The 15,519-nt window shown below is 42.9% G+C and carries 15 protein-coding genes; 5 read left to right on the forward strand and 10 right to left on the reverse strand.

Going from position 1 to position 15,519, the window contains the following annotated elements; translation table 11 throughout:
- Positions 1 to 18: 18 nt before the first annotated feature.
- From ybgE to cysS, 8 genes are all read right to left on the reverse strand, one after another.
- On the reverse strand, positions 19 to 324 hold the full coding sequence (gene ybgE, locus CAG57_RS04120) for a cyd operon protein YbgE (protein ID WP_099612205.1): 306 nt from the start codon (positions 322 to 324) through the stop codon (positions 19 to 21).
- Positions 317 to 424 (reverse strand): cytochrome bd-I oxidase subunit CydX, encoded by a 108-nt coding sequence (cydX, locus tag CAG57_RS04125; protein WP_000270284.1) that lies wholly within the window; start codon positions 422 to 424, stop codon positions 317 to 319. The genes ybgE and cydX overlap by 8 nt, the downstream gene beginning before the upstream one ends.
- Positions 425 to 435: 11 nt before the next feature.
- Entirely contained in the window at positions 436 to 1,572 is a 1,137-nt protein-coding gene (gene cydB / locus CAG57_RS04130) for a cytochrome d ubiquinol oxidase subunit II (RefSeq protein WP_099612204.1), read from the reverse strand.
- Between the two features lie 16 nt (positions 1,573 to 1,588).
- Entirely contained in the window at positions 1,589 to 3,175 is a 1,587-nt protein-coding gene (cydA, locus tag CAG57_RS04135; RefSeq protein ID WP_161427546.1) for a cytochrome ubiquinol oxidase subunit I, read from the reverse strand.
- 722 nt (positions 3,176 to 3,897) lie between these two features.
- Positions 3,898 to 4,905 carry a Holliday junction branch migration DNA helicase RuvB gene (gene ruvB / locus CAG57_RS04140; protein WP_099612202.1) on the reverse strand — a complete coding sequence of 336 codons (1,008 nt, stop codon included), beginning with the start codon at positions 4,903 to 4,905 and terminating at the stop codon, positions 3,898 to 3,900.
- Between the two features lie 142 nt (positions 4,906 to 5,047).
- Complete coding sequence (gene ruvA, locus CAG57_RS04145; protein ID WP_161427819.1) at positions 5,048 to 5,665, reverse strand: Holliday junction branch migration protein RuvA; 618 nt, start codon at positions 5,663 to 5,665, stop codon at positions 5,048 to 5,050.
- A gap of 104 nt (positions 5,666 to 5,769) precedes the next feature.
- Entirely contained in the window at positions 5,770 to 6,291 is a 522-nt protein-coding gene (gene ruvC, locus CAG57_RS04150; RefSeq protein ID WP_161427820.1) for a crossover junction endodeoxyribonuclease RuvC, read from the reverse strand.
- Between the two features lie 101 nt (positions 6,292 to 6,392).
- Complete coding sequence (gene cysS, locus CAG57_RS04155) at positions 6,393 to 7,775, reverse strand: cysteine--tRNA ligase (RefSeq protein WP_161427821.1); 1,383 nt, start codon at positions 7,773 to 7,775, stop codon at positions 6,393 to 6,395.
- A gap of 146 nt (positions 7,776 to 7,921) precedes the next feature.
- On the opposite strand from cysS, the gene CAG57_RS04160 reads away from it, so the two are divergent.
- The 4 genes from CAG57_RS04160 (at position 7,922) to CAG57_RS04175 (ending at position 11,032) form a co-directional block, all read left to right on the forward strand.
- A complete protein-coding gene (locus CAG57_RS04160; RefSeq protein WP_161427822.1) occupies positions 7,922 to 8,416 on the forward strand; it encodes a peptidylprolyl isomerase in 495 nt (164 codons plus the stop codon).
- A gap of 55 nt (positions 8,417 to 8,471) precedes the next feature.
- The gene (gene lpxH / locus CAG57_RS04165; protein ID WP_099612197.1) at positions 8,472 to 9,194 is read left to right on the forward strand and encodes a UDP-2,3-diacylglucosamine diphosphatase; all 723 of its coding nucleotides are present in this window, start codon (positions 8,472 to 8,474) and stop codon (positions 9,192 to 9,194) included.
- 108 nt (positions 9,195 to 9,302) lie between these two features.
- A complete protein-coding gene (locus tag CAG57_RS04170; RefSeq protein WP_161434058.1) occupies positions 9,303 to 10,517 on the forward strand; it encodes an EAL and HDOD domain-containing protein in 1,215 nt (404 codons plus the stop codon).
- 56 nt (positions 10,518 to 10,573) lie between these two features.
- A complete protein-coding gene (locus CAG57_RS04175; protein WP_161426815.1) occupies positions 10,574 to 11,032 on the forward strand; it encodes a YchJ family protein in 459 nt (152 codons plus the stop codon).
- Positions 11,033 to 11,066: 34 nt separating this feature from the next.
- Here the strand turns inward: CAG57_RS04175 and CAG57_RS04180 are convergent, their stop codons facing one another.
- Both CAG57_RS04180 and CAG57_RS04185 read right to left on the reverse strand, forming a co-directional pair.
- Complete coding sequence (locus CAG57_RS04180) at positions 11,067 to 11,726, reverse strand: DUF2057 family protein (RefSeq protein ID WP_157928708.1); 660 nt, start codon at positions 11,724 to 11,726, stop codon at positions 11,067 to 11,069.
- 74 nt (positions 11,727 to 11,800) lie between these two features.
- The gene (locus CAG57_RS04185; RefSeq protein ID WP_161426816.1) at positions 11,801 to 12,739 is read right to left on the reverse strand and encodes a porin; all 939 of its coding nucleotides are present in this window, start codon (positions 12,737 to 12,739) and stop codon (positions 11,801 to 11,803) included.
- Between the two features lie 567 nt (positions 12,740 to 13,306).
- On the opposite strand from CAG57_RS04185, the gene dinG reads away from it, so the two are divergent.
- The gene (gene dinG / locus CAG57_RS04190) at positions 13,307 to 15,415 is read left to right on the forward strand and encodes an ATP-dependent DNA helicase DinG (protein WP_202598368.1); all 2,109 of its coding nucleotides are present in this window, start codon (positions 13,307 to 13,309) and stop codon (positions 15,413 to 15,415) included.
- Positions 15,416 to 15,519: the final 104 nt, after the last annotated feature.

Consider the following 15,519-nt stretch of genomic DNA (forward strand, 5'->3'; position numbering starts at 1 on the left):
ACTAATAATCCGTAACGGTTAACCGAACAGCCGAACTAAAAAAAAGCCCGCCATGATCGGCAACGAAAAGTATGGACTAAAAAAAATCTGCCAAATCCAGCTACGTGGTTTAAAACCAACACCAAATACCATACTAGAGCATATTCCCCAGATCAGTAATGGTGCAACCAGTACATTAAATCCACCGATACTCGCCGCATACGCTTCAGGATCCCACATGACCATCGCAACATGATAAAATCCGAGTATGATCGACAAGGCCCTAAATAAGGCCTTATCGACCCACTGGTGCAGTTTTGTCAACAAGACAAAGCCGTTATTCACTGTCTTTATCCATCATTTCACTGTGCTCTAACCAAAGAGCATTGATGATGCCAAAAGCACATGCCAGCAATACACCAAGAATCCATGCAAAATACCACATCGTTTCGCTCCTTAGTAAAGTGAGTTTTTATTATCTTCGATATACTTGTTATCCAAGCGACCGAACATTTTATAGTAAGACCACGCGGTATACGCGAGGATAATAGGCACCATCACAAACGCGATAAATGTCATTACATTCAACGTTAGCTCACTCGACGTTGCGTCCCACATGGTTAAACTATGACTTGGCTCTAAGCTTGATGGCATCACAAACGGGAACATAGCGAAGCCTGCAGTAAAGATGACCCCAGCATTTCCTAGACTAGAGGTAAGGAAAGCCAATGCACATTTTTCAAAACGAGAAGCCAAGACCGCCAATAGCGGCATAAATACCCCTAATGCGGGCGCTAGCCACAAAATTGGATACGTTTCAAAATTATGCATCCAAGCACCCGCTTCACGAACGACTTCTTTATTTAATGGGTTTGACGCCGCCGCACCGTCAATGGCACTCACTACAACATAACCGTCGATATTTTGAATCCAAAAGCCGGCGGCAACAAATAATAGACAGGTTAATAGACCCGAAAATTGGGCTGTCGCACGTGCACGAGTATGCAATTCACCCGTTGTTTTCATTTGTAGCCAAGCAGAACCTTGCATCAAAATCATAAACAAACTCACCAAACCACACACAAGTGCAAATGGATTCAATAACCCAAAGAATGAGCCGTGATAACTCGGCATAATTAGCTCATTTAATTGGAATGGAACACCTTGCAGCAGGTTACCAAACGCCACACCAAAGATAATTGGTGGCACGAATCCACTGATCGAAATACAGATATCCCATGTGTTTCGCCACTTTGGATCTTCAATTTTTGAACGATAATCCAAACCGATTGGGCGTAGCCATAATGCAGCCAATGTAACAATCATCGCGAGGTAAAAACCTGAGAACGATGTTGCGTAAACCAGTGGCCAAGCAGCAAATAAAGCACCACCTGCAGTAATTAGCCAAACTTGGTTTCCATCCCAGTGCGGAGCGATCGAGTTAATCATGACTCGGCGCTCTGCGTCATTTTTACCAAGAACAGGAACCAGCGCTCCTACTCCCATATCAAAGCCATCTGTAATGGCAAAACCTACTAGTAGTACGCCGATCAGCACCCACCAAATAAGTCGTAAGATTTCGTAATCAAACATATTGCTTTCTCCTTGGCTAGGCTTCTACTTGACGATTGACTTGATCTTCAACCGAGCTGCCATTTTGTTCGAAATGATAGCGACCTGTTTTCAAGCTGCTTGGTCCTTTACGAGCAAACTTCACCATTAAATAAACTTCAGCAATGAGGAACACAGTGTACAGCGCCAAAATCGCAAACAACGATGTCCAGATTTGACTTGCTGACAATGCAGAGGCGGCGATATTTACAGGTAAAATTTCACCTACCGCCCATGGTTGACGACCGTATTCAGCCACAAACCACCCAGCTTCTACTGCAATCCAAGGTAAAGGAATGCTCCAAAGCGCCGCTTTAAGTATCCACGGTTTTTGTTCAATTTTTTGACGACAGGTTTGAATAAAGGCCGCACCAAAGACAAACAGCATGATGAACCCACAGGCAACCATGATGCGGAAAGACCAGAACAATGGCCACACCGTTGGAATCGAGTCATCGGCAGCCGCTTGGATCTGCGCTTCTGTTGCATCAGAAACATTCTCAGTATAACGCTTAAGTAGCAGACCATAGCCAAGATCATTTTTCACTTCATTAAATGCTTGAATATTGTCTTCGGATTTGTCACCCGCTCGAAGTGCTTGTAGCAATTCATAAGCGTACATACCATTACGAATGCGATCGATATGCTCTTCACGTAAATCACGTAGACCTGTCACCTCTTTATCTAAAGAGCGAGTGGCAATAATCCCCATCACATAAGGAATCTTGATCGCGTAATCAGTCTGCATGGTTTCTTGATTTGGTAAGCCAAATAGGGTGAAGGCAGCAGGAGCTGGTTCGGTATGCCATTCAGATTCGATGGCGGCCAGCTTAACTTTTTGCACATCGCCAAGCTCATAGCCGGACTCATCACCTAGAATGATAACGGAAATAATTGCTGCCATACCAAATGAAGCGGCAATAGCAAATGAGCGGCGAGCAAACGCAACATCTCGACCTTTTAATAGGTAGTAAGCACTAATGCCCAAAATAAACATTGCCCCTGTGGTATAGCCAGAAGCCACAGTATGAACAAACTTAACTTGCGCAACTGGGTTAAGCACAACCTCAGCGAAACTGACCATTTCCATGCGCATGGTTTCAAAGTTAAATGCTGAGCCAACTGGGTTTTGCATCCAGCCGTTTGCCACCAAAATCCACAACGCAGAGAAGTTGGAACCTAAAGCGACCAGCCAAGTTACCGTTAGATGCTGACGTTTGGAGAGGCGATCCCAGCCAAAGAAGAACAAACCGACAAAGGTTGATTCTAAAAAGAAAGCGACCAGTGCTTCAATGGCGAGCGGAGCCCCAAAGATATCACCAACATAGTGTGAATAGTAAGACCAGTTAGTACCGAACTGGAACTCCATCGTTAGGCCGGTAGCAACACCAAGCGCAAAGTTAATACCGAAAAGCTTACCCCAGAACTTGGTCATGTCCTTATAGATTTGCTTATCAGTCATTACATAAAGTGACTCCATAATGGCAAGTAAAAATGCCATACCTAAAGTCAGTGGAACGAACAAGAAGTGATACATCGCTGTCAGTGCAAACTGCAACCGCGATAGATCAACGACATCAATCATGGTAACTCCTTTGTGTCGGCTGAATGACACTTTTGACATAACGCAACAACACGCATAAGTTAACGAACCATATCCAACTGTTAACTTTTTGCAATACTTTGTTGCTTTTATGTACCATTGTGGTTAGTTAATTGTTAAGCTTCAGCTAATATAGCTGTGACTAATACTAATGCCAAACCCCTTGAGTTTCAAAAGGTTTATTCATACAAAACGCTTTGATTTGGATCAATTTTCCTTACGAGAAAGCGGTTAAAAAAACAACAAAATGATATAAATCAAGAAATGTGGATATTTATCCTATAAACGAGGGCAAAATGAATCATAACAGAGCACAAATTAAACACAGATGGTTAACACCAACCTAAAATTGATTACGAATCATGCATTTTAGAAATATGTCAAAATGTGACATATATTGATAAATATTTCTCTTATCGAACTCTAGGGTCTGTTGATCTTTCGCGGTTAAATTTTGTTCGAGATAAAAGCGTTTTAATCGCGGCGAGAGGTTTGTCGCCTAGTTATTCTAAGCAAAACACCGCTCAACAAAGAGTAAAACGCTTTTAGCCGAACCCTTCGGGCAGCGTTTGTGGCTCCTTTCTACGGCGTTATCGGCTTCTCAGGTAGAGTCACTACATTTCAAAGCCTCTGCCTTGTATAAAGAAGCCACAAACGGCTGCAAAAATCAGCTCGAAAGGTCAACAGACCCTAGGTCGATAATTTTATGATTTTGTTAAACCAAAATGTAAATAAGCACGATCCGTTGCAATCCGACCTCGAGGTGTGCGCTGTAAATAGCCTTGTTGAATCAAAAATGGTTCAAGAACATCTTCAATTGTATCTTTCTCTTCGCCAATGGCTGCCGCTAAGTTATCCAGCCCAACAGGGCCACCTGAAAATTTCTCCATAATGGCGAGTAAAAGCTTTCTATCCATATAATCAAAGCCTTGATGATCAACATCAAGCATATCTAGCGCTTTATCTGCTGTTTGAGCGCAAATATGTCCGTTGCCTTTCACTTCAGCATAGTCTCGCACGCGACGTAGTAAACGGTTAGCAATACGTGGAGTTCCTCGAGCACGGCGCGCTATCTCCAATGCACCATCCGAGTCCATCGACAACCCCAAATGGTGAGCACTGCGCTGTACAATATGTTGTAAATCGGCCACGTTGTAATACTCCAAACGCTGCACAATGCCAAATCGATCTCGTAAGGGGGAAGTCAATGAGCCTGCCCGAGTGGTCGCACCAATCAGTGTAAAAGGAGGGAGATCAATTTTGATCGAGCGAGCGGCTGGGCCTTCACCGATCATGATATCTAACTGATAATCTTCCATTGCTGGGTAGAGAACTTCTTCGACCATAGGGCTGAGTCGGTGAATTTCGTCAATAAATAAAACATCATTCTCTTCTAAGTTGGTCAATAACGCGGCAAGATCGCCTGCTTTTTCCAAAACTGGGCCAGAGGTGGTCCGAATATTGACATCCATTTCATTAGCAACAATATTGGCTAGAGTCGTTTTCCCTAACCCAGGAGGGCCAAAAATCAACAGGTGATCGAGCGCTTCACGACGTTTTTGGGCCGCTTGAATGAAGATTTCCATTTGGTCTCGAACGTGATCTTGTCCTTGATAGTCAGCAAGTTTCTTCGGTCGGATAGCACGATCAATCACTTCTTCGTCCTTAAACGAAGGGTTTATCGGCGCAATAAGGCGATCGGCTTCAATCATAACAAGGTATCCATAGAGTTAGGGGCTATGTGAAAGGCAACCCTTAACGTCATCATCCATTCGGCACAGTATAGAAGATCACGTAAGGTCGATATGTCACGCCTGGCGAAAAGCAAGGTGAAATACATAGGCTTATCTGGCATTAAACCATTGATTTTAAAGCATCACGAATTAACTGCTCACTACTCATGCCGGCTTTCGCGAACTGAGCAACTGCTTTTGAGGCTTGAGCGGGTTTATACCCTAATGCCAACAAGGCACTAACCGCTTCTTCCTCTGCATTTTGTTCAGCGAATATGACTTGATGATCCAATGGGGCTGCATCTGTTGCTGGGGTCAGTAAATCTCCCGTTCCCCACCCTTTTAAGCGGTCTTTCATTTCGACCAACAGACGTTCTGCTGTCTTTTTCCCAACGCCTGGTAACTTGATCAAGGTTGATATATCTTCCCGTTCAACACATGCGACAAACTGACTGGCCGTCATGCCGGAAAGTATACCTAGGCCCATTTTAGGTCCGACACCGTTCGCTTTAATGACTTCTCGAAACAGAGCGCGCTCGCTTACGCTATTAAAACCGTAAAGTAACTGTGCATCTTCACGTACAATAAAATGGGTATAGATAATCGCCTCTTCTCCCACATCGGGTAGCTCGTAGAAGCAGCTCATTGGCATTTGTACTTCATAACCGATCCCCCCTATTTCGATTAACACTTGAGGAGGTTGTTTTTCAATCAATATTCCGCGCAGACGGCCAATCACAGTGAATTCCTTTGTTTGTATGTCAAACTTAATGGCAAGGATGATAATAAAGAACTGGATGGATAGCCAGTAAAACTCTGTGCGTCATACCAACAATATCAGCGTTACCTATAACGACCACGACGAGCACTGGTTGCTTGCCCTGCCAATGCAATCAAGGTGTTGTTGGTATTGGCGTGGCAAATCGCGACGCCTAAAGCATCTGCTGCATCAGCCTGAGGCCTCGCAGGTAATTTTAAGATCTGCTGTACCATATGCTGAACCTGAGATTTATCCGCTCCCCCAGTTCCAACCACCGCTTGCTTAATTAACCTTGCCGCATATTCATGAACCGGTAACTCGGCATTGACCGCAGCCACAATGGCACAGCCTCGTGCTTGTCCGAGCTTTAATGCTGAATCAGCATTTCTCGCCATAAACACCTGTTCAATGGCAAAGACATCCGGTTGAAACTGAGTGATGATCTCGCTCACCCCCGCATAAATCTGTTTTAATCGTAGCGGTAACGCCTGATCAGACGTTCGGATACAACCACTGCCTAAGTAGATGAGATGCCTCCCTTGTTGTCGGATCACCCCATAGCCGGTAATTCGCGATCCTGGATCAATCCCCAAAATAATTGACATCGTTGATTCCTAGTTACAGCGTCTCGTTATCTTTTTGATGATTAGAAAGATAACAGCGAGGCATTCACCTCGCTGTTTATAATAACGTCCCGGAGAACCAATTACTTACGTCGCCAAGTGGTACCGTTAGGGCCGTCTTCCAAGATAATACCTAATTCATTCAGTTTATCTCGTGCCAGATCGGCATTGGCCCAATCTTTGGTCGCACGAGAATCATTGCGTAACTTGATTAAGGCTTCAATCTGTTCGACCTGCTCTTGGCTTTCGGCTTCTCCTTGCATAAAGTGCTCTGGATCTTGATACAAGATACCGATCACATCCGCTAACTCACGCATTAATGATCCTAGCGCACTCGCTTTAAGATGATCTTCATTTTTCAATCGGTTAATTTCACGGGCCATATCAAATAACACAGAGTACGCTTCTGGTGTATTAAAGTCGTCGTTCATCGCCGAGGTAAAACGGCTAACGTACTCTTCACCACCTGCTGCAGGAACCGTCTTATCTAAGCCACGAAGCGCAGTATATAGACGCTCTAAAGAAGCACGAGCTTGAGTAAGATTCTCTTCACTGTAGTTAAGCTGGCTACGGTAATGACCCGACATCAAGAAATACCGTACGGTTTCTGGATCATAGTGCTGTAATACATCTCGAATGGTAAAGAAATTACCCAGTGATTTAGACATTTTTTCTTTATCTACCATCACCATGCCGCTATGCATCCACGTATTCACGTATTGAGTCTCATGAGCACAGCAAGATTGTGCAATTTCATTTTCATGGTGAGGGAATTGAAGATCTGAGCCCCCCCCATGAATGTCAAAATGTTCACCCAAAATAGCAGAATTCATTGCCGAGCACTCGATATGCCACCCAGGACGTCCAGATCCCCATGGAGACTCCCAGGTCGGTTCACCCGGTTTGGACATCTTCCATAATACAAAATCTAAAGGACTGCGTTTGGCGATCTCGATATCAACTCGAGCTCCTGCTTGAAGTTGAGCGAGATCTTGCTTAGAAAGTTGACCATACTGTGCAAATTTACTCACTTCAAACATCACATCGCCATTGTCTGCAACATAAGCAAATCCGCGCTCAATAAGACGCTCGACAAGGGCGATAATCTCATCGATGTATCCGGTGGCTCGAGGCTCAACATCAGGGCGTTGGATGTTTAATGCATCAAAATCAGTATACATTTCTTGAATTAAGCGCTCCGTTAACGCTTCACAGGATTCCTGGTTTTCAGCGGCACGTTTAATAATTTTGTCGTCAATGTCGGTGATATTACGTACAAAGGTAAGGTCATACCCTAAATAACGTAAGTAACGAGCCACCACATCGAAAGAAACAAACGTACGACCATGACCGATATGACAGAGATCGTATATGGTGACGCCACAGACATACATGCCGACTTTTCCGGCTGTAATGGGTTTAAATTCCTCTTTTTGTCTTGTGAGTGAGTTATAAATTTTCAACATGATCTCTATCTAATTTACCGTTAATCCCAAAATAGTTTTAGAGTATAACAACTCTATTATCGCTAGGTCATCCATTTGGTGTTTTGAATGCACAAAAAGTTAAGCTAAAATCTGTCATTCACACAAAACAAGCAAAGGTAATACACATGATCACGCTGCATACTAATTTTGGTGACATCAAAATTCAGCTTAACGAAGAGCAAGCACCAGAAACCAGCGCAAACTTTTTACAATACTGCCGTGATGGTTTTTACGACAATACCTTATTCCATCGTGTTATCGACGGTTTTATGATCCAAGGTGGTGGTATGACTTCGGGTCTACGTGAAAAAGCGACTCGTGCGCCTATTCGTAATGAAGCCAATAATGGGTTAAGCAATAAAACAAGTACTCTTGCTATGGCAAGAACGATGGATCCTCATTCTGCTAGCTCACAGTTTTTTATTAATGTAAATGACAATACTTTCCTTGATTTTAAATCCGAAAGTCGTGACGGCTGGGGATACTGTGTATTTGCAGAAGTCGTTGAAGGCATGGATGTGGTCAATAAAATCAAAGGCGTTAGTACTGGATCTTATGGCATGCATCAAGACGTTCCCCTTGATGAAGTGATCATTACCAGTACCACCATCGAAGACTAAGCTCGCCAATCAAATTACCGACGGATGGAGTGCATTGAGCACTCCACTAATTTTTATGCATACTTTATTTATTTCAGATCTTCACCTGTCACCGGCTCGTCCTGATATCACTCAATGCTTTACTCATTTTATGCGCACTGAAGCTCGAGATGCCGACGCACTTTATGTCCTCGGAGATTTGTTTGATTTTTGGATTGGTGATGATGACCCGACGCCTTTTGCCCAACAGATCAAAGCGGAATTTCAGCAACTCACTGCCGCCGGAGTCGCTTGTTTTTTTGTTCATGGCAATCGAGATTTTCTTATTGGTCAGCGTTTTGCGAAGGAAACCGGTATTGTTTTATTAGCTCAAGAAACCGTCATCCACCTTTATGGTACTCCTGTTGTGATACTGCATGGTGATACCCTGTGTACTGAAGATGTGCGTTATTTAGCATTTCGTGAAAAAGTTCATAAACCTTGGCTACAATGGGTATTTAATCGTTTACCTTATGCGATTAAAAAACGTATTGTGCAACGCGTTCAGTCAGATATCCGTCACGATAAGCAACAAAAAGCGATGGAAATAATGGATGTAACCCCCAGCGAAGTGATTCAGGTACTTAATCATCATCATGTCGATATCATGATTCATGGACACACGCACCGCCCTGCCATCCATCATTTGCCTCAGCTAGGCCATAAAACACGTATTGTACTCGGTGATTGGTACAGTCAAGGCTCGATCTTGCGTTATGCTCCACAAGGGTATGCATTGGAGTCGCGACCATTCGAATAAATGCGCTAAACTTTCTTTGAATGTACTCACAGCAATCGGCTTAAAAATCATTCATAGTGGTACATGCATGGTGTTAAGAATAACAATCACTCCAAGAAGAGCGGGTTTATGAAAAACTCCTACATTGCACGGCAACCTATTTTAGATCGCGATAAAAAAACGATCGGCTACGAATTATTGTTCAGAGATGGTCCACAAAATCGCTTCCCCGATATTGACCCTGAACTTGCTACCAGTCGACTACTTTCCGATCACTGCTGGTCGACGCATTACAATGTATTAGGGCCCTATTTGGGATTTGTTAATTTTCCTTATCAAAGCCTACTCAACCTTGTTCCAACCCTGTTTCCATGTGACAATTTGGTGGTTGAAATCCTTGAAGACTGCCCACCAACGGAAGCGTTACTTGATGCGATAAAACAATTATCCCAACTTGGTTATAAAATTGCCCTTGATGATTTTATTCCAAACCGAGCTTGGCAAGCTTTCCTTCCTTATGTTTCCATCATTAAATTCGATATTCGCCTGTTCCCGATAGAAAAAGCGCGATTTTTCATGCACAAACTCCGCGGTTCTCATATTCAATTTCTCGCTGAAAAAGTAGAAACGTATGAGGAGTTTGAACAAGCAAAGCAAGCCGGATTCGTTTATTTTCAAGGTTATTTTTTTAGTAAACCTGAATTAATCCAGCGTAAAGCACTAGAACCTTCTTTTATAACCATTATTCAATTATGCAAAGAAATAGCAAAAGAAGAGATTGATTATCAGGTGTTAGAACAACTGGTGGCAAAAGATCTTACGCTTTCTTATAAATTACTCACCTTTGTCAACGCCTCTGCCCTGGTCAGCACAAAAATACAATCGTTTAAACAAGCATTAGTCTACCTAGGGGAAGAACGATTACGTCGTTTTATCTCTTTGGTAGCGATCGCATCGACTCATCGAGATAAACCTGATTCGTTATATGGTTTATCTATTCAACGCGCTCGGTATTGTGAGCAACTTTATCAAAAAATCAACGGAACACAGACGTCAGGCAATGCGTTTTTAACCGGGATGTTCTCATTATTGGACAGCCTACTCGATCAACCGCTTGACGAGATCATTAACGACATGCCCATCGAAGATACGGTTAAGCAAGCATTATTAAACGGCGATGGGCTACTAGGACAACTTCTCAAACTCGCCAAAGCGCATGAAAAAGCCGAATGGTCTCAGGTTGCTCAACTGACCAAGCAGCTCAAGCTGACGGAGTCCGATGTCGCTTATAGTTATGACGAAGCGATCAGCTGGACTGCGGATTTATTAAATATTACCCCCTAGACGCCATCACAACATCCACTTACACTCGCTAACTCTTTTTTTATTGGATGACAGCTATGACAACTTGTTACTGTGGCAGCGGTAAAGAATATGACAATTGTTGCCAGCCTATTCATAGTGAGCCCGCTCAAGCACACAAACCAGAGCAGCTAATGCGAGCTCGATATAGTGCCCATGTATTGGGACTCATTGATTTTATTATTAATACTTACCACCCATCGTGTCTGGCTGATCAACAGCGCAAGGAGCTTGAAGATTCAATGAATAGCCAGTGGCAAAAGTTAGAGATTCTAAAGACTTGGCCAGGACGCGACGAACATGAAGGCTTTGTGCATTTCAAAGCTTTTTATCGTGCAGGACAACAGACATACTGTCTTGAAGAACAATCTCGCTTTGTGCGCGACAACCATCAATGGTTCTATATTGATGGTACATTTCCTCAACAAAATAAAATTGGCCGCAACGATCCTTGTCGCTGTGGTAGCGGTAAGAAATTTAAAAAATGTTGCGGCTAAATCATCCATCGCTAACTCGCCAAGAGCAGAATGATTATTCTTGATCGATCATCCACTTACGGAAGGCTTTGCGTTGTTCTTTATCCGCTTTTAAATAGAGAGCTTGCAGATCATCTAATAACGCATCGGAGGAAGCGGGAGCGGGGTTATGGGAGTTTACTGAAGGCTTCTCTAATGAGTTATCGATGGTTAAATAGCTCATCGTAATGGCTGCTTTTCCCGCTTGTTTATTGTATGTCACAATATCATCAACAAAATTTTGTCCAAGTACAAAACCGCTAAGAGGAACAACGTCACTCACCTGCTCAACCGGTTTTTGATTATCAAGGTCAATCAACTGCCATTCAAAATGAGCGATCTCTTTCTTGGCTTGCTGGGCGTTACGATAGTTAGGCATTTGAAAAGTTAAGGTTTGATCAGTCGCATTAAAACGTAGCACCACCAAATCACTATACACATTATCCACCGTATCGCGATTTACAAAAGGTTTTGCATAGCGAAACGCGATTTGATTGACCCCATCCGGCAGCTCAACCGTTTTGTGACTGCTTAGAAAACTGCCTTTCATCTGCGGTTTTTCTAAATTTACCACCGCTAAACTGATCTCCTCTGGTACCGTCAGTTGCACTTTAGCTTGTACTGTTGCCGTGAGAACGACTCCGACCAATAATCCCTTTATGATATGTTTCATCATGACCTCCACCTCATCCATCTCCCATAAAAAAAGCTCGGCAGCGCCGAGCTTATCTTTAACGATAAATCGCTAGATTACCAGTATACACGAGCACCGATAGCAAGATTGTTAACATCATCTTGACCGTCAGTATCATTGAAGTTGTATTCAACGTAAGTACGTGCCCACTTAGCAAACATATACTCTGCACCTAGGTATAGGTTAGTGATGTCAGCCGCTTCTTTTTTACCATTGATAAACTGAGCACCGCCGTACAGTGACGTTTTGCTCGCCACTTTGTATTTTGCACCAAGGTGGAAACCATCAGATTCCTCTTTTGTGCTGTTGACTTTATTTTTATCTTTATTGTATGCGTAAGTAATACCAACCACGCCTTTATCAGTCAGCGCATATTCCGCCGTGGCTTCAAAATAAGTTGAGTCGATATCACCGGCTGTTTTATCAGACATTGATGCACCACCAATGTGTAAAGAAAGAGCATCATAAGAACTACCAACGTACAGTTCGAACAACTCAGCATTCTCGTTATTCTCAGCTAGGTTGTACTGAGCTTTTACCCAGCTTTTACCAAGTTCCAATTGGTATTTGATCGCACTGCTTTGCCAGAAATTGTTATCTAGCCCACCACGATATGGTGCCAAGTCATATTCATAAGCGTAAATTGCGCCATAAACATCATCATAAAGCGGTGAATGTTTACCATAGGTCATCACGCCGTATTCTGTACTCATGCCAATATAATGCTGACGAAGTTCCCAGTCTTCATCGACACGATATTCTACTTTACCAATGACATCTAAGCCTTCTTCAACTGCATTGTAGACAACGTTAACACCAACACGTGAAGAACCTTGATCAATTTTTGCATCAGTATTGCTTTCATCAGTAAACTTAACGCTTTGACGAAGTTGACCATAAAAATCAACGGATACGTCATCCGCTTTAAATACTTCTGCTGCATTGACTGATGTTGCTGCTGAAGCAACCAGTAGTGCTACTAGAGTCTTTTTCATATTAATCCACTGCCTTTTCTTAGATGGGAATTCCATTTCGGTTCCCTTTGTTTTAGATGATGGTTGGCTAGCTCTGCGGCTAGTTACCATCGCCACTAAATTCGCACTTAAGATTGCAAAAGAATATGCTACATGTCAAATGTGCAAAAAAATATTTATAAAAACAACATAAAAACTTAATAAACAAAAACTTACATATAAATTTCACTTTCTTTCGAGCAACTTCTAACCAAAAAGGTCATGATTAATAAATGTAAACAAAATTAACATTTCAATATTAAACACCAATACTATTAAAAATAAGACATTGATGTAGAATATAATTTCTGTTTTAAAACAAAATTAAGAATTTATATTCGATGGATATCACTTTAATGGCATGCGCATAAAGGTTCAGTTTTTTTTTGTGAGCAAGATCTAGAATTGATTCAAAAGCATACTATTTTAAGTAACTGGGGATCGAAAGTCAGTTATCCCGCCATCGTTTAACCGGTAAAAGTGTTTAACAGGTAAAGGAACGTAGCCGAGTGAAGATCAATGAACAGCAACTGGCTGTCGTCACAAATTATGTTACTATCGCGGCTCTGCTGTTTAGGTCTCGCTATGCTCACAACAAAAATCCAACAATCCATCCGTACGAGTTATCACAATTTACAAAGTCAGTTAGATAACTTTATTCCACGCCGGGCACAGAACTACCTCGTGGCTGAAATCACCCACACCCTCTGTGGTCGCTATCACCCCTCCACACGCATGATTGTGGCAGAAGCAGGCACTGGGATCGGTAAATCACTTTCTTATTTGATGGCCAGTATTCCCGTCGCGATACTCAACCAACGTAAAGTGGTCATTTCTACCGCAACCGTTGCACTACAAGAGCAATTGGTACAAAAAGATCTCCCGCTTTATCGACGGATCACCGACCAAAATTTTTCTTTTCTCTTAGCCAAAGGACGCCAACGTTATTGCTGCACCGAAAAGCTTGCCTCAGCCAGTGGCGTTGATGGTGGCCAACTCGCGATGTTTACTGACAAGCCTGATATTCAGGATATTGAACTGCTACAAGCACTTTATCAACAATTACTAAGTGGGAAATGGGATGGCGATCGAGATGCTTGGCCAACGCCTATCAGTGATTCAATTTGGCATATGATTGTTAGTGATAAACATAGTTGTAACGGAAGTTTTACCGCTCATCGAAACTGCCCATTTCAAAACGCGCGGGCAGAACTCGACAAAGCAGATGTCATCATTGCCAATCACAGTCTGGTCATGGCAGATGCCGATCTCGGTGGTGGCGTTATTCTTCCTGAGCCAGAAAATACCATCTATGTTTTTGATGAAGCTCACCACCTTCCGCAGGTCGCACGCGATCATGCTGCGGCTTCTGCGGCCATGAAGGGCTCAGTAACTTGGTTAGAAAAACTCAACCAATCGTTAGCAAAATTTATCGCTTTGAGCGACGAAAAGCGTGCGTCTCGCTTTCATCGTGAGGCTCAAGATGCGCTACAACAATTGATCCCTGCTCTGAATCGACTCCCAAATCAATTTGAAGCCTCCGCCTTTGACGAAGGGGTTTATCGTTTTGAACATGGGGAATTGCCGGAGTGGTTAGCAACCCAAGCACAAGAACTAAAAAAAGCCAGCCAAAAACTGAATCAAGCGGTCGGCAAAACTGCCGATTTAATTGCCGAAGCCGTTAAAGATGGCACGATAGCAGCAAGATTAGGTGATCCGGCATTATCAGAGCTAGGATTTTATTTACAGAGACTAGAAAACCTTGCACAGGTGTGGCACTTGATGGCGCAACCAAACCGAGAAAAAGGCGCTCCGCTGGCGCGCTGGCTGCAAGTGAGCACTGAACGAGAAAACGATTATTTCGTTAATATTTCACCGCTGGAAATCGGTTGGCAACTTGATCAACAAATATGGAGCCGCTGTGTCGGCGCTGTCCTCGTCTCCGCAACACTCCGAGCACTCAATTCATTTCAGTTTTTTTGTCGCCAAGCTGGGATCAGTGAAAAAAATGAGGATGGTGTCCGATTTTTAGCACTTGCTTCACCTTTTGACTATCACAATCAAGCTGAGTTGCTGATTCCCAAAATGGAGTATGAACCACAAGCACCGCAATATACCGGATATCTTGCTGAGAAAGTGATCGAATATATTCAACCCAATAAAGCGAATTTAGTTCTATTTGCTTCTTACTGGCAAATGAAAGAAGTCGCAGAGAAAGTGCATACTCAATGCATTAAAAACGGTTGGTCTTTACAGCGACAAGGCGAAAAGTCGAGAAAAGAGATTTTAAACCAGCATAAGATGCTGATTCAATGTGGAAAAACCAGCATTCTTTTTGGTACAGGTAGCTTTTCGGAAGGGTTAGATTTGCCCGGTAAATTATTAGAAAATTTAATTATTACCAAAATCCCCTTTGCCGTGCCAAGCTCACCGGTCGAGCAAGCTCATGCAGAATATATTCAGCAACGAGGCGGTAATCCGTTTTTACAAATTAGTGTACCGGAAGCCAGCAAAAAATTGATTCAATCGGTTGGACGTTTACTGCGTCAAGAACAAGACTCTGGTAGAGTCGTGATGCTTGATCGTCGGATAGTCTCTAAGCGCTATGGCAAATCGTTACTCGACTCTCTTCCACCGTTTAAACGTTGCATTGAATAGGCTTGATTATTAAATATTGCTATTATACGCGGCTAGCTTTTAGGATTACCGCTTATTTTCTCGGTGACTCGCCTGTTGATTGGTTAATCTTTCTATCATCGGAG

It is taken from the genome of Vibrio sp. V30_P3S12P165, assembly GCF_009904905.1.
Classification (GTDB): domain Bacteria; phylum Pseudomonadota; class Gammaproteobacteria; order Enterobacterales; family Vibrionaceae; genus Vibrio; species Vibrio fujianensis.

What these genes read in the sequence shown, in the direction of transcription:
- cydX (WP_000270284.1), bottom strand. Translation starts at nt 424, where the DNA reads ATGTGGTATTTTGCATGGATTCTTGGTGTATTGCTGGCATGTGCTTTT.
- cydB (WP_099612204.1), bottom strand. Translation starts at nt 1,572, where the DNA reads ATGTTTGATTACGAAATCTTACGACTTATTTGGTGGGTGCTGATCGGC.
- cydA (WP_161427546.1), bottom strand. Translation starts at nt 3,175, where the DNA reads ATGATTGATGTCGTTGATCTATCGCGGTTGCAGTTTGCACTGACAGCG.
- ruvB (WP_099612202.1), bottom strand. Translation starts at nt 4,905, where the DNA reads ATGATTGAAGCCGATCGCCTTATTGCGCCGATAAACCCTTCGTTTAAG.
- ruvC (WP_161427820.1), bottom strand. Translation starts at nt 6,291, where the DNA reads ATGTCAATTATTTTGGGGATTGATCCAGGATCGCGAATTACCGGCTAT.
- cysS (WP_161427821.1), bottom strand. Translation starts at nt 7,775, where the DNA reads ATGTTGAAAATTTATAACTCACTCACAAGACAAAAAGAGGAATTTAAA.
- CAG57_RS04160 (WP_161427822.1), top strand. Translation starts at nt 7,922, where the DNA reads ATGATCACGCTGCATACTAATTTTGGTGACATCAAAATTCAGCTTAAC.
- lpxH (WP_099612197.1), top strand. Translation starts at nt 8,472, where the DNA reads ATGCATACTTTATTTATTTCAGATCTTCACCTGTCACCGGCTCGTCCT.
- CAG57_RS04170 (WP_161434058.1), top strand. Translation starts at nt 9,303, where the DNA reads ATGAAAAACTCCTACATTGCACGGCAACCTATTTTAGATCGCGATAAA.
- CAG57_RS04175 (WP_161426815.1), top strand. Translation starts at nt 10,574, where the DNA reads ATGACAACTTGTTACTGTGGCAGCGGTAAAGAATATGACAATTGTTGC.
- CAG57_RS04180 (WP_157928708.1), bottom strand. Translation starts at nt 11,726, where the DNA reads ATGATGAAACATATCATAAAGGGATTATTGGTCGGAGTCGTTCTCACG.
- CAG57_RS04185 (WP_161426816.1), bottom strand. Translation starts at nt 12,739, where the DNA reads ATGAAAAAGACTCTAGTAGCACTACTGGTTGCTTCAGCAGCAACATCA.
- dinG (WP_202598368.1), top strand. Translation starts at nt 13,307, where the DNA reads ATGTTACTATCGCGGCTCTGCTGTTTAGGTCTCGCTATGCTCACAACA.